Raw genomic sequence first — 13861 nt, 5'->3', positions numbered from 1 at the left:
CCTTCGCTGGTTGGCCGGTGTTCGGTTGCCATCGAGACTGCGGGGCGGACCGCGGGGGCCGCCAGCCTCGCCGGGCAGCTGACGGCGTCCCGGGACGTCCCGCGCGCTGACCTGCGGGGACAGCGGCCGCCGGGACGGTACGGCGGGACGCCCCGGTGGCCGGTTCCGTACCGCCCCCGGAACCGCGCACCGTCCTCGTCCGTGCTTTGAGGCATGTCGCGTTGGAAAGAGCTGCCCGCCGAACTGAGCCCGCCGGTGCGCCAGTTGGTCGTACGGCTGCGCCGGCTGAAGGACCACGGCGGGCTGAGCATGCGGCAGCTGGCCGCCAAGACCGGGTACAGCGCGAAGTCCTGGGAGCGGTACCTGGGCGGCCGTTCGCTGCCGCCCCGGGAGGCGGTGGAGGCGATGGCCCGGACCGCCGGCGACGACCCGGACCGGCTGCTCGCCCTGCACGAGGTCGCCGCGGAGGCGTGGAGCCGGCGCACGACGCCGGCGCCGGAGCCCGAGCCGGAGCGCTCGCAGGGACGGTCGCTGCGCGTCGCGTTCGTGGCCGGGACGGTGGCCCTGGTGGTGGCCGTCGCCGCCTCGGTGGTACTGATCGTGCGGTTCACGGGCAGCGGCGAGCACCCGGTGGCACCCCCGCCGCCGGCCCCGTCCGCGTCAGTGTCGAAGCGGACGTACGAGTGCCGGGTGGAGCGGGACGCGGACGGCCGCTGGTACGCGGGCAACAGCCGTACCCGGGAGGCGATTCTGGCGTACGGCCAGGCCGGGCCCGAGGTGGCGGAGGCACAGTGTCTGCTGGGGCGGGCCGGGTTCCCCGCCGGGGCGGTGGACGGTATCTACGGCCCGTTGACGCAAGGGGCGGTCAAGCGGATCCAGCGGCGGGAGGGACTGGTCGTGGACGGCATCATCGGGCCGCACACCTGGAAGGTGCTGCGCGGGTGACGCCCGCCCGACTGGCCGCCGAGCTGAGGGAGCTACGGGCCCGCACGGGCCTGAGCCTGAAGGCGCTCGCGGACCGGACGACCTACTCCAAGTCCTCCTGGGAGCGCTACCTCAACGGCAGGACGCTGCCGCCCCGCCAGGCCGTCCAGGATCTGTGCCGGATCGCCCGGGAGCCGGAGGGACGGCTGCTGGCGCTGTGGGAGATCGCGGAGTCGGAGTGGAGCGGCCGGGCACGGGAGACACCCCGGCCGGAACAGGAACCGGACCAGCGGCGCCCCCGCCGACGCGCCCCGCTCCTGGCCGTCTCCGCCGTACTGCTGGCCGGAGTCGTGACAGCGGCCCTCGCCCTGCTCCTCCCCGGCCGGAGCAGCACCCCCTCCCCCTCCCCCACCGGACCCACCGGCCCCCGCTGCCGGGCCGCCGCCTGCGAGGGCCAGGACCCCATGCACATGGGCTGCGGCAAGGGCCCCGCCAACCTCGCCGAGCACCGGACGGCCTCCGGGGCCTGGGTGGCGCTGCGCTACAACGAGGCGTGCGGGACCAGTTGGGCCCGGATGTGGGGTACGCGGGTCGGCGACCGTCTTGAGGTCAGCGCGGGCGGCGGACCGACCCGGTCCACCCGGATCGGCGACGCCATCGACGCGGAGTCGTACGTCTACACCCCCATGACCGCAACGCGCCCAGGCGCCACGGTCCGGGCGTGCTTCCGGCCGGTGAAAGGCAGGAGGGAGTGCGTGGACGCCCGCGCCACCGGTCAGAGCTCGATGCCGAACTCCTCCGCCAGCAGCCGCTCGACGTCCTCCTCGGCGACCTCGCGCTCGCGCACCGTGCCGTCGGCGAGCGTCTCGGTGAGGACGTGGCCGTAGAGCAGGACGTGCCGGTCGGCCCTCACGCGCTGGACGTAGCGGTTCTGGGTGAACGGCGAGCGCGGGTTCGCGCCGACATGCCAGTTGAAGACCTCGTAGTCGGGCCGCTCGAAGGGGTCGAGGGTGAAGGCGTACTGCTGCTCCCAGTCCTTCCCGTCGTGCGCCTGGAGCACCCACAGCTCCAGCGGCCCGTGGTGCGGGGCGTGGACCAGCCGGTGCCGGCGGCCCGCGTGCCGGAACTCCACGTCGGCTGTGAGCGGCACCGGTTCCAGCAGCGCGCCGATCGACCCGAAGCCGACGTCGGCGAGGTAGGGCTGCGGGTCGCCGGGGACGTGCACGAGCAAGGTCATGTGTGTACGAGGACGGCTCTCGGCCCGCTCGGCCCCGAGCACAACACGCGCGGCGAGCCCGGTCACCCGGAAGCCGAGGGCCTCCAGGACGGTACGGAAGAGGGTGTTGTGCTCGTAGCAGTAGCCCCCGCGGCGGCGCCCGTGGACCAGCTTGGCCATCAGGTCCCCGAGTTCCAGCGAGGGCGCCGTACCACCAAAGGCATCCAGGTTCTCGAACGGGATGGCCCGGGAATGCGCCAGATGCACGCCCCGCAGGGTGGCCAGGTCGGCCCTGCGCTCCCCCTCCCAGCCGATCCGGCCGAGATAGGCGTCGAGGTCGAACTCCACTGTGTCGGACATGCCCCAACCCTAGGCAGCCGCCCGGGCCCCCGTCGGCGGTCCCCGGCCGCATCGGCCCCGGGACTTCGGTCCTAGTCCCGCAGTCCCCGTCCCAGCCGCCGCAGCCCCTCCCGGATCTGCTCGGGCGTCTCCGTGACGAAGCACAGCCGTAGGGTCGAGCGATCAGGGTCCCCGGCGTAGAAGGGCGCCCCAGGCACGTAGGCGACGTCCTGCCGCACCACCTGCGCCAGCAGCGCGGCCGTGTCGTACGACTCGGGCAGCCGCGCCCAGAGGAACATGCCGCCCTCGGGGCGGTTCCAGGTCGAGCCGTCCGGAAGAGCATCCGCCAGGCCCGCGAGCATGGCGTCGCGCCGCTCGCCGTAGACGGCCGCCACCCGCGCCACGTGGGCATCGAGGTCCCGGTCGGCCAAGTACCGTGCCGCGGCGAGCTGGTTGACGGTCGGGGTGTGCAGATCCGCGGCCTGCTTGGCGACGGTGCAGGCGCGGCGCAGCGCGGCCGGGGCGCGCAGCCAGCCGAGCCGCAGACCGGGCGCCATGACCTTGGAGAAGGAGCCGAGCAGAACGGTGCGGTCCTCGGCGCCCGGGTGGGCGGCGATCCACGGCACCCGCTCGCCCTCGAAGCGCAGTTCGCCGTACGGGTCGTCCTCGACGAGCCACAGCCCGTGCCGGGCGGCGACGGAGGCGACGGCGGCCCGGCGGTCGGCGGGCATGGTGCGGCCGGTGGGGTTCTGGAAGGTGGGGACGGTGTAGAGGAGCTTGGGCCGCTCCCGGACCACCAGCTCCTCCAGCGCGGCGGGATCCACGCCGTCCCCGTCGCCGGGCACGGACACCACCCGGGCGCCGGTGAAGGCGAAGGCCTGAAGTGCCGCCAGATAGCAGGGACTTTCGACCAGCACCACGTCACCCGGTTCCAGCAGCGCGGTGGCCAGCAGGGACAGCGCCTGCTGCGAACCGGTGGTGACCAGGACGTCGTCGGCGTCGGTGGGGAGCCCGCGGACGGACATACGGTCGGCCAGCGCGGCCCGCAGACTCGGCTCGCCCTCGGTCGTGGAGTACTGGAGCGCCCGCTCGGGCAGCTCGGCGAGCACCGCCCGGTAGGCCGCCGCGATCCCGTCCACGTCGAACAGCTCCGGCGCCGGCAGCCCGCCCGCGAAGTTGATCACCTCGGGGCGGGCGGTGACGGCCAGGATGTCCCGTACCGGTGAACCACCGACGGACCGGGCCCGCGCGGCGAGCGGCGGAACGGACGCGGAACGGGACGGCGCGGGCTCGACAACGGTCACGTGGCGGCTCCTCGAAGGCATACGGCTACTGCCCGCACCCTAGGCAACTAAGTGCCGTCTACAAGGAGGTTTCCGCGATACGGACGTCGGCGTACCGCTCCGGCCGTCCCGACCCGTCCTGCCGGGACGGCACATAGGCGCAGGTCGCTAGGAACCTTCGCCGCTCGACGGGAGCCACTTCTCCCCGCCGAGCGGGAACTCGTACGCCGGACGGCCGTTGTTGCCGCTCGTGCGGAACGGCTCGCCCCCGTCGTCCACGGCGAGCTTGCCGCTCCGGCCGCCGCTGGACCAGGCCAGCTCCAGATACCAGCGCACGTCGTACGCCGAGGCGTCGGCGGTGACCTGGAAGACCTCCGGATCGGACTCGCTCACCGAGAACGGGAAGTCCCGCTGCCCGGCCCCGGCCACCACGACCGGACGGGCCGCGTCGAGGGCGACGGAGAAGGGACGGGTCGGCACGTTGCCGCCGCAGCCGACGCCCATGACGTAGTCGTTCCAGGGCAACGGCGTGTCCTTGCCGACGACATGCACAGTCAGACTGTCCAGGACCACGGTCTCCTCCCCGGTGCCCTGCACGGTCAGCGTCACCAGCTGCTCCTTCGCCGACACCGCCCCGTGCGCCCCGACCCAGGCCGGCGCCTCCTGCTCGAACGGCGGGGGCTGCACCTTCGCCGCGGCCCGGTCGATCAAGTAGTGCTGGGAGCAGGGCCCTTCCCAGGCATACGGCCGGGTGGTGACGGTCAGCGGCGGTGCGCTCGACGCACTGGTCGCGTCGGGCCGGGCGGCGGCGGCGGCCGACGGAGTGCTCTTGCCGGCGTCGGTGCTCCGGGAGGGGGACGGGGACGCGGACGCGGACGGTGAAGTCTTGTCCGGCGACGGGGAGACGTCACGGGACGCCGGGGCACCGAGGGGACTTCGCCGACCGGCGTCACTCGTACCGCCGTTGCCGCTGTCGTCGCCCTTGAGCGGGCTCACGACGAAGGCGACTCCGGCGAGAACGGCGGCGAGCGCGACTCCGGCGAGGACGGCGGCGCGGCGGGGGAGGCGGGGGCGCGGAAGGCCGGGGCGCGGCGCGGCTTCGGGCTCAGGTTCTACGGCTTCTGCAACCTCTGGGACCTCTGGGACCTCTGCAACTTCCGGGACTTCTGCAACTTCCGGGACTTCTGCGACCGTTGGCGGTGTCGCGTCCGCCCCCTTCTTCCCTCGCCCCGCGTCGGCCAGCACCCAACGCCGGTGCAGCTCGACCAACTCCTCCGGAGTTGCCTTGCAGAGGCGGGCGAGCCGCTCGACGGGCGCGTAGTCGGTGGGCACGGCGTCCCCGTTGCAGTACCGGTGCAGCGTCGACGTACTCATGTGCAGCCGCTTGGCGAGCACCCCGTAGCTGAGCCCGGAGCGGTCCTTCAACTCCCGCAGATACGCGGCGAACCCATCCCCCGTCATCCCATTCCCCCGTTCCAGGGGAAGAGTGTTTCCCCACGTCAAACGCATTGCAGGCGTTCCAGTGTCCCGCATACCCCAACGGTGGCTGCGCCCGGGACAAAAGATCGCACAAGCTCTCCTCATCCACAGCAGAGCCCCGTAGACACGGACAAGGAACCAGCCATGCGCACCTTCCGCCATGCCCGCCTGCTCGCCGCGACCGGCGCAGCGCTCGCCACCCTCGCCCTGACCGCGTGCGACAGCGGCACCGGCACCGAGGACGAGGGCGCGGCAAAGCCGACGGCGACGCGGCCTTCGCAGACGGGTTCGGAGTCGGGCCCGGAGCCGCAGCAGACGACCGAGCCGAACGGCACGACCGAGCCGGCAGCCCCGGCCGACTCCGGGAACGGGGACAAGCCCGCGGCGTCCTCGACAGAGCCGGTCATCTGCAACGGCTCGAACACCAAGGTCACCGCACAGACGGTGTCCCGCCCCCTGAACCACATGCTGCTGACGGTGACGAACACCGGCTCGAAGCCGTGCTCGCTGATGTACTACCCGGTGCTGCGCTTCGACGAGATGCAGTGGGCACCGCAGGCCCGGCCGGAGAGCAAGCCGCAGGCGGTGCCGACGCTCGCGCCCGGTGACTCCGGCTACTCGGGCGTGCTGCTCAGCGCGGCCGACGGCAGCGGTGACGGCGGGATGACCGCCAAGAAGCTGACGGTCATGTTCCAGGGCAGGACCCCGAGCAGCGAGGGCGGCGCAGCGGCGCTCCCGAGCCTGCCGGCGAAGGGCGTGTACTACGACAGCTCGCTGACGGTGACGTACTGGCAGACGGACCCGGAGGACGCCCTGAACTGAACTGCCCTGACGTGAACTACCGCAGCTTCTGGGCCACTTCGGTGGCCCAGTAGGTGAGGATGTTCCGGGCGCCGGCCCGCTTGATGCCGGTGAGGGCCTCCAGAATGGCCCGATCCCGATCGATCCAGCCCTTCTCGGCGGCGGCCTCGATCATGGAGTACTCGCCGGAGATCTGATAGGCGGCGACCGGCACGTCCACGGCGTCGGCGACCCGAGCGAGGATGTCGAGGTAGGGACCGGCGGGCTTGACCATCACCATGTCGGCACCTTCCTCCAGATCGAGGGCCAACTCCCGCAGGGACTCCCGTACGTTGGCGGGGTCCTGCTGGTAGGTCTTGCGGTCCCCCTGCAGCGAGGAGCCAACAGCCTCCCGGAAAGGACCGTAGAAGGCGGAGGCGTACTTGACGGTGTAGGCGAGAATCGCCACGTCCTCCCGCCCGATCTGATCGAGGGCATCGCGAACGACCCCGATCTGCCCGTCCATCATCCCGCTGGGCCCGACGACATGGGCACCGGCGTCGGCCTGGACCTGGGCCATCTCGGCGTACCGCTCAAGGGTGGCGTCGTTGTCGACCCGCCCCTGCTCGTCGAGCACACCGCAGTGCCCGTGATCAGTGGTCTCGTCGAGACAGAGATCGGACATCACCAGAAGCTCGTCGCCGACCTCGGCCCGCACATCGCGAAGAGCGACCTGGAGGATCCCGTCCGGGTCGGTCCCCGGCGTCCCGACGGCGTCCTTCTTCGACTCCTCGGGCACGCCGAACAACATGATCCCGGAGACCCCAGCGGCCACAGCCTCAGCGGCAGCCTTCTTCAGACTGTCCCGAGTGTGCTGCACGACCCCCGGCATGGCCGCGATCGGCACCGGCTCGCTCACACCCTCGCGCACAAAGGCCGGGAGGATGAGGTCGGCGGGGTGCAGCCGGGTCTCGGCCACCATGCGCCGCATGACGGGAGAGGTCCGCAACCGCCGCGGCCGCGAACCGGGAAAGGATCCGTACGTCGTCATACCGCCTACGCTACGCCCGCCCCACCCACCCCGATGCCGACGCAATGTCGGCCACATCCCACCCAACCTGCACACCCCACCCCCACCAGCCATCCTGGAAGAACAACCGCCCCCAGGACCCCGACGGCCACCCCGACCGCCGCCGTCCCTCCGTAAGCGCGCCACGGAGGACCACATGACCGCCCCCACCCGCCACCACGACACCCCGGACCTCTTCGCCCTCTCGGACATCCACGGTCAGATCCTGCGTCCCGGCGAGGACGGCTACGCCGAAGCAGTCACCGGCTTCAACCTCGCCGCCCTGCACACCCCGGACATCGTCATCCGCGCGACAGGCCCCGACGACATCGTCACCGCCCTGCGCTGGGCATCCGCCACCAACACCCCCGTCGCCGTACAGGCCACCGGCCACGGCGCCAACTTCCCCATCGAACACGGCCTGCTGATCAACACCGCCCGCATGACCGAGGTGACCGTCGACCCGGACGAGAACACCGCGACCATCGCCGCGGGAGCGAAGTGGCGCGACGTCCTGGCCGCAGCCGCTCCCCACGGCCTCGCCGCGCTCAACGGCTCCTCCACCGACGCGGGCGCCATCGGCTACACCCTCGGCGGCGGCCTCCCCCTCCTGGGCCGCACCTACGGCTACGCGGCGGACCTGGTCCGCTCGTTCCGCGTGGCCACACCCGACGGCACCCTGCGCGAGGTGGACGCGGACGACGACCCCGACCTCTTCTGGGCCCTGCGCGGCGGCAAGGGCAACGTGGGCGTGGTCACCTCCATGGTCACGGAGCTGCCCCGGCTCTCGCACGTCCTCGGCGGCGGAATCTACTGCGCGGGCCAGGACGCCGAGCCCCTCCTGCGCACCTGGGCGGAGTGGACACGCACCGTCCCGACGGAGATGAACAGCACCTTCAGCCTGCTGAGACTGCCCCCGTTCCCGGAGATCCCCGAACCCTTCCGAGGCGGCTTCTGGGCCCGGATCTGCCTGGCCTGGACCGGCGGCACGGCAGCGGGCGAAAACCTCCTCGCACCGCTCCGAGCAGCCGCGCCCGTAGCCGTCGACACGGTGGAGGAGATGCCGTACGCAGCCGTGGACCGCATCTTCATGGACCCCCAGGACCCGCTCCCCGCCCGCGAATCCTGCGCCCTGGTGCGCGAACTGCCCCCGGACGCGGTGCGGACATTCCTCGCCGAGGTAGGACCCGACGTCCCGGACTGCCCCCTGCTCATGATCGAGATCCGGCACATGGGCGGCGCGCTCTCCCGCCCCGCCACCGTCGACGACGCGGTCTGCTCCCGTGACGCCGAGTACCTGCTGGAAGCCGTGGGAGTCCTGGCCGCACCCCCCGCCGCGGAGGCGGTGGAACACGCCACCCGCTCCCTCTACACGGCGATGTCCCCCTACGGCACCGGCCGCACCATGGTCAATCTCCATGGCACCCCGGGCAGCGCGGAGGACCGGGCCCGAGCCTGGACCCCCGAGGTCTACCAGCGCCTCCAGCAGACGAAGACCAAGTACGACCCCAAAAACCTGCTGAGCCTCGGCCACACCGTTCCCCTGACATAGGTGTGGCCAAGGCTCAGATTCAGATCACGTCGTGGTCCGACGCCTCCGCGCGCCCGGCCGACGCTCGCTCGGCCGGGTGACCGGATCCCCGGCCTCCACCGCCGCGTCCCGCCGCTTCGCGCCGAAGTTCGCCAGCGCCTCCGCCAGCTTGTGCACGGACGGCTCCGGAGCCATCACATCGACCCGCAGCCCGTGCTCCTCGGCGGTCTTCGCGGTGGCGGGACCGATACAGGCGATCACCGTCACGTTGTGCGGCTTGCCGGCGATACCCACCAGGTTCCGCACCGTGGACGACGAGGTGAAGAGAACGGCGTCGAAGCCACCCCCCTTGATCGCCTCCCGGGTCTCCGCCGGCGGCGGCGACGCCCGCACGGTCCGGTAGGCCGTGACGTCGTCCACCTCCCACCCGAGCTCGATCAGCCCGGCGACCAGCGTCTCCGTGGCGATGTCCGCCCGCGGCAGGAACACCCGGTCGATCGGATCGAAGACGGGGTCGTACGGCGGCCAGTCCTCCAGCAGACCCGCGGCCGACTGCTCGCCCGAGGGCACGAGGTCCGGCTTCACACCGAACGCGATCAGCGCCTTCGCCGTCTGCTCGCCCACCGCGGCGACCTTGATACCGGCGAACGCCCGAGCGTCGAGCCCGTACTCCTCGAACTTCTCGCGCACCGCCTTGACCGCGTTCACCGAGGTGAAGGCGATCCACTCGTAGCGGCCCGTGACCAGGCCCTTGACCGCCCGCTCCATCTGCTGCGGCGTGCGCGGCGGCTCGACGGCGATCGTCGGCACCTCGTGCGGGACCGCCCCGTACGACCGAAGCTGGTCGGAGAGCGAAGCCGCCTGCTCCTTGGTGCGCGGCACCAGCACCCGCCACCCGAAGAGCGGCTTGGACTCGAACCACGACAGCTGCTCGCGCTGAGCCGTCGCGGACCGCTCGCCGACCACGGCTATCACCGGTCGCCCGCCTTCGGGCGAGGGCAGCACCTTGGCCTGCTTCAGCGTCTGCGCGATGGTGCCGAGCGTCGCGGTCCAGGTCCGCTGCCGCGTGGTCGTACCGGCGACCGTCACCGTCATCGGGGTGTCCGGCTTACGGCCGGCGGCCACCAGCTCACCGGCCGCGGCGCCGACGGAGTCGAGCGTCGTGGAGACGACCACCGTCCCGTCCGAGGCACCGACCTCCGTCCAGCACCGGTCCGACGCCGTGCGCGCGTCCACGAACCGCACGTCCGCACCCTGCGCGTCGCGCAGCGGCACACCGGCGTACGCGGGCACGCCGACCGCGGCCGCGACACCGGGGACCACCTCGAAAGGCACCCCGGCGGCGGCGCACGCCAGCATCTCCTCGGCGGCGTACGTGTCGAGCCCGGGGTCCCCGGACACCGCACGCACGACCCGCCTGCCGCCCCGCGCGGCCTCCATGACAAGATGTGCCGCATCCCGCACAGCGGGTGCTCCAGCGGTTGTTGACGCACCGTCAACAACTGCTAGCTGAGGTGTGCCCGGCTCCGACGAAGGGTCCGTGTGCACGACGGCGACGCCTGTCCTGGCGTGGACGCGTACGACGTCGAGCACCTCGTGCTCGGCGACGAGAACATCCGCGTTCGCCAGCGCCTCGACGGCGCGCAGAGTCAGCAGTCCCGGATCCCCGGGTCCGGCACCCAGGAAGGTGACGTGCCCGTGTTCGAGGCCGGCGGGAAGGGTGGTGGGGCTCACTGTGCTCGCTCCCCCATCAGACCGGCCGCGCCCTGCGCGAGCATCTCGGCGGCGAGTTCGCGACCGAGTGCCAGCGCCTGCTCGTGCGTCTCGGGCACGGGACCGGTGGTGGACAGCTGCACCATGCGGGTGCCGTCGGTCGTGCCGACGACGCCGCGCAGGCGCATTTCCTTGACAATCTGCCCGTCGGCCAGAAGGTCGGCCAAGGCGCCCACGGGGGCGCTGCAACCGGCCTCCAGGGCGGCGAGCAGTGACCGCTCGGCGGTGACGGCGACCCGGGTGAAGGGGTCGTCGAGCTCACCGAGCGCGGCGATGAGGTCCGCGTTGTCCGCGGTGCACTCGATCGCCAGGGCCCCCTGGCCGGGGGCGGGCAAAACCGTGTCGACCGACAGGAAGTCGGTCACCTCGTCGATGCGACCGATCCGGTTCAGTCCGGCGGCGGCCAGAACGACCGCGTCGAGCTCACCATCGTGCACGTACCGGATCCGCGTGTCGACGTTCCCGCGGATCGCAACCGTCTCGATATCGAGTCCGTGCGCGCGGGCGTACGCGTTCAGCTGGGCCATGCGGCGCGGCGAACCCGTACCGATGCGCGCCCCGCGCGGCAGATCGGTGAACTTCAGCGCGTCCCGGGCGACGATCACGTCGCGCGGGTCCTCGCGCAGCGGGACGGCGGCCAGCGCCAGCTCCTCGGGCTGCGCCGTCGGCAGGTCCTTCAGCGAGTGCACGGCGAAGTCGACCTCGCCGCGCACCAGCGCGTCACGCAGCGCGGTGACGAACACACCCGTGCCGCCGATCTGCGCGAGGTGCTCCCGCGATACATCCCCGTACGTGGTGATCTCGACGAGCTCGACGGGCCGTCCGGTCACCTGGCTCACGGCGTCCGCCACCTGCCCGGACTGGGCCATGGCGAGCTTGCTCCGCCGGGTCCCGAGCCGTAGTGCCTTGTCGTTCATGCCGGCCCTCGGTTCTGGTCGTGCTTCTCTGTGCTGTCCTCGGCCCGGGAGACGGCGGCCACCGTCTCGGGGTCGAGGTCGAACAGGGTCCGCAGCGCGTCCGCGTACCCGGCACCGCCGGGTTCGGCCGCGAGCTGCTTGACCCGTACGGTCGGCGCGTGCAGGAGCTTGTCCACGACGCGCTTCACGGTCTGGGTGATCTCGTTGCGGTGCTTGTCGTCAAGACCCGGCAGCCGCCCTTCGAGCCGGGCGATCTCACCGGCGACGACATCGGCGGCCATGGTCCGCAGCGCGACCACGGTGGGCGTGATGTGCGCGGCCCGCAGCGCCGCGCCGAAGGCGGCGACCTCGTCGGAGACGATCCGCCGCACTTGGTCGACATCGGCGGCCATGGGGGCGTCCGCGGAAGCCTCGGCCAGCGACTCGATGTCCACCAGCCGCACCCCGCCGAGCCGGTGCACGGCGGCGTCGATGTCCCGCGGCATGGCGAGATCGAGCAGATACAGCACGGGTTCGGGCCGCGGCGCCTCGACGACCGCCTCGGGCCTGCGCCGCTCGGGAATCCGCCCGACGGTGGCGACGGCGGCAGCGAGCGCGGCGATGGCCTCGGTCTCGTCGGCGGGGCTGTACGGCCGCGGAATCCCGTTGTCGACCCAGGCGGCGTGCTGCTCAAGCGTGGCCGCGTCCATACCGGCGACGGCGGCTTCACCCATCACGGAGAAGCCGGTCGGAACGGCGGCGAGATCGAGAGGACAGTTCTCCTCATCGCCGGCACCGCCCGTCAAGCTGCGGGCATTCGTGCCGCCTGGGGCTGCACGGGTGGGCGCAGGCGGCACCCCGTCAGCGCCGGGCCGCGCGACCGACCCCGCGCTCGCACCAGCGTCCGGCACCCGACCAGCGACGGCCCCGGCAACAGCCTCGCCCGTCAGCACCAGCCCCGTAGCCCCGGTGCACGACACCACGACATCGGCACGTGTCAGTTCATCCGCCACCGCGTCCATGGACACCGCGCGGGCCACCCCGGCCGTACCGCCCTCGTTCAGGATCTCCACGAGCCGCTCGGCCCGGTCGGCCGTACGGTTCGCGATCACGACCTCGGCGACCCCGGCCCGAACCAGCGTCGCCGCCGCCAGCGAGGACATCGACCCGGCACCGATGACCAGCGCCGACTTCGCACGCGCCCAGTCCGGCACAGCCGTACCACCGGAGAGCTGCTCCAGCCCGAAGGTGACCAGCGACTGCCCGGCCCGGTCGATCCCGGTCTCGGAGTGCGCCCGCTTGCCGACCCGCAGCGCCTGCTGGAAGAGGTCGTTCAGCAGCCGCCCGGCGGTGTGCAGGTCCTGTGCCCGGGCCAGCGAGTCCTTGATCTGCCCGAGGACCTGGCCCTCGCCGACGACCATCGAGTCCAGCCCGCAGGCCACCGAGAACAGATGGTGGACGGCCCGGTCCTCGTAGTGGACGTACAGATACGGCGTCAGCTCGTCGAGCCCGACCCCGCTGTGCTGGGCCAGCAGCGTCGACAGCTCGGCGACACCGGCGTGGAACTTGTCCACGTCGGCGTACAGCTCGATCCGGTTGCAGGTGGCGAGCACCGCGGCCTCGCTCGCCGGCTCCGCGGCGACGGTGTCCTGGAGCAGCTTGATCTGCGCGTCCGCGCTCAGCGCGGCCCGCTCCAGCACGCTCACCGGAGCGCTGCGGTGGCTCAGTCCTACGACGAGAAGACTCATGCCGGCATCACGGCGGGTACGTCCCCGTCGGGTCCCTTGTCGCCGGACTCACCGCGCACGGCGGGCGCCGCACCGGTGCCCTCGTTCGCCGCGGCCTCCTCGCCGGCCTTGCGCTGCTCGTGGAAGGCGAGGATCTGAAGCTCGATGGAGAGATCGACCTTGCGCACGTCCACGCCGTCCGGGACGGTCAGCACGGTCGGCGCGAAGTTCAGGATGGAGGTGACCCCGGCGGCCACCAGCCGGTCGCACACCGGCTGCGCGGCACCGGCCGGGGTGGCGATGACACCGATGGACACGCCGTTGTCCTCGATGATCTTCTCGAGGTCGTCGGAGTGCTGCACGGGGATCCCGGCGACAGGCTTTCCGGCCATTGCGGGATCGGCGTCGATCAGCGCCGCGACCCGGAAACCACGGGACGCGAACCCGCCGTAGTTGGCCAGCGCGGCGCCGAGGTTACCGATACCTACGATCACAACCGGCCAGTCCTGCGTCAGCCCCAGTTCGCGGGAGATCTGGTAGACGAGATACTCGACGTCGTACCCCACACCGCGCGTCCCGTAGGAGCCCAGGTAGGAGAAGTCCTTGCGCAGCTTGGCGGAGTTGACCCCCGCCGCGGCCGCGAGCTCCTCGGAGGAGACCGTGGGTACCGAGCGCTCCGACAGTGCGGTCAGCGCACGGAGGTACAGCGGAAGCCTGGCGACGGTGGCCTCGGGAATCCCTCGGCTACGGGTCGCCGGTCGGTGAGTTCGGCCAGTTGCCACGGTGCTCCTGCGGGTAGAGCGGGGCTGCAGGCGGTCGTACGTCCCCAGACCGCCCCGTCGAA

At 72.1% G+C, this 13861-nt stretch carries 12 protein-coding genes; 4 read left to right on the top strand and 8 right to left on the bottom strand.

Annotated features, from left to right (window positions below):
* The first annotated feature begins 213 nt into the window (after nucleotides 1-213).
* Together STRCI_RS23120 and STRCI_RS23115 are read left to right on the top strand one after the other, a co-directional pair.
* Nucleotides 214-945, top strand: coding sequence for a peptidoglycan-binding protein (locus STRCI_RS23120; RefSeq protein ID WP_269660869.1), 732 nt, complete (start codon nucleotides 214-216; stop codon nucleotides 943-945).
* Nucleotides 942-1811 carry a helix-turn-helix domain-containing protein gene (locus STRCI_RS23115; protein ID WP_269660868.1) on the top strand — a complete coding sequence of 290 codons (870 nt, stop codon included), beginning with the start codon at nucleotides 942-944 and terminating at the stop codon, nucleotides 1809-1811. The genes STRCI_RS23120 and STRCI_RS23115 overlap by 4 nt, the downstream gene beginning before the upstream one ends.
* Here STRCI_RS23115 and STRCI_RS23110 read toward each other — a convergent pair.
* The 3 genes from STRCI_RS23110 to STRCI_RS23100 all read right to left on the bottom strand — a co-directional run bounded on the left by STRCI_RS23110 (nucleotide 1700) and on the right by STRCI_RS23100 (nucleotide 5223).
* Nucleotides 1700-2500 (bottom strand): arylamine N-acetyltransferase family protein, encoded by an 801-nt coding sequence (locus STRCI_RS23110; RefSeq protein WP_269660867.1) that lies wholly within the window; start codon nucleotides 2498-2500, stop codon nucleotides 1700-1702. The genes STRCI_RS23115 and STRCI_RS23110 overlap by 112 nt on opposite strands.
* A 71-nt stretch (nucleotides 2501-2571) precedes the next feature.
* Nucleotides 2572-3804, bottom strand: coding sequence for an aminotransferase-like domain-containing protein (locus STRCI_RS23105; RefSeq protein ID WP_418953368.1), 1233 nt, complete (start codon nucleotides 3802-3804; stop codon nucleotides 2572-2574).
* 126 nt (nucleotides 3805-3930) lie between these two features.
* Nucleotides 3931-5223 carry a helix-turn-helix domain-containing protein gene (locus STRCI_RS23100; protein WP_269660865.1) on the bottom strand — a complete coding sequence of 431 codons (1293 nt, stop codon included), beginning with the start codon at nucleotides 5221-5223 and terminating at the stop codon, nucleotides 3931-3933.
* Nucleotides 5224-5385: 162 nt separating this feature from the next.
* On the opposite strand from STRCI_RS23100, the gene STRCI_RS23095 reads away from it, so the two are divergent.
* Nucleotides 5386-6063 (top strand): DUF4232 domain-containing protein, encoded by a 678-nt coding sequence (locus STRCI_RS23095; protein ID WP_269660864.1) that lies wholly within the window; start codon nucleotides 5386-5388, stop codon nucleotides 6061-6063.
* Nucleotides 6064-6079: 16 nt separating this feature from the next.
* Here the strand turns inward: STRCI_RS23095 and hemB are convergent, their stop codons facing one another.
* A complete protein-coding gene (gene hemB / locus STRCI_RS23090; protein ID WP_269660863.1) occupies nucleotides 6080-7072 on the bottom strand; it encodes a porphobilinogen synthase in 993 nt (330 codons plus the stop codon).
* 175 nt (nucleotides 7073-7247) lie between these two features.
* On the opposite strand from hemB, the gene STRCI_RS23085 reads away from it, so the two are divergent.
* The gene (locus STRCI_RS23085; protein ID WP_269660862.1) at nucleotides 7248-8642 is read left to right on the top strand and encodes an FAD-binding oxidoreductase; all 1395 of its coding nucleotides are present in this window, start codon (nucleotides 7248-7250) and stop codon (nucleotides 8640-8642) included.
* 24 nt (nucleotides 8643-8666) lie between these two features.
* Here the strand turns inward: STRCI_RS23085 and STRCI_RS23080 are convergent, their stop codons facing one another.
* The 4 genes from STRCI_RS23080 to STRCI_RS23065 are packed head-to-tail and all read right to left on the bottom strand — an operon-like array spanning nucleotide 8667 to nucleotide 13799.
* Nucleotides 8667-10355, bottom strand: a complete 1689-nt coding sequence (locus tag STRCI_RS23080; protein ID WP_269660861.1) for a bifunctional uroporphyrinogen-III C-methyltransferase/uroporphyrinogen-III synthase — start codon at nucleotides 10353-10355, stop codon at nucleotides 8667-8669.
* A complete protein-coding gene (gene hemC, locus STRCI_RS23075) occupies nucleotides 10352-11311 on the bottom strand; it encodes a hydroxymethylbilane synthase (RefSeq protein WP_269660860.1) in 960 nt (319 codons plus the stop codon). The genes STRCI_RS23080 and hemC overlap by 4 nt, the downstream gene beginning before the upstream one ends.
* Entirely contained in the window at nucleotides 11308-13038 is a 1731-nt protein-coding gene (locus STRCI_RS23070; RefSeq protein WP_269660859.1) for a glutamyl-tRNA reductase, read from the bottom strand. Before STRCI_RS23070 ends, hemC begins: the two co-directional genes overlap by 4 nt.
* Entirely contained in the window at nucleotides 13035-13799 is a 765-nt protein-coding gene (locus STRCI_RS23065; protein ID WP_269660858.1) for a redox-sensing transcriptional repressor Rex, read from the bottom strand. The genes STRCI_RS23070 and STRCI_RS23065 overlap by 4 nt, the downstream gene beginning before the upstream one ends.
* Nucleotides 13800-13861 lie beyond the last annotated feature (62 nt).

Source organism: Streptomyces cinnabarinus (genome assembly GCF_027270315.1).
Classification (GTDB): Bacteria; Actinomycetota; Actinomycetes; order Streptomycetales; family Streptomycetaceae; genus Streptomyces; species Streptomyces cinnabarinus.
Note: the sequence above shows the minus strand (reverse complement) of the source record. Positions and strands in the feature narration are given on the sequence as shown.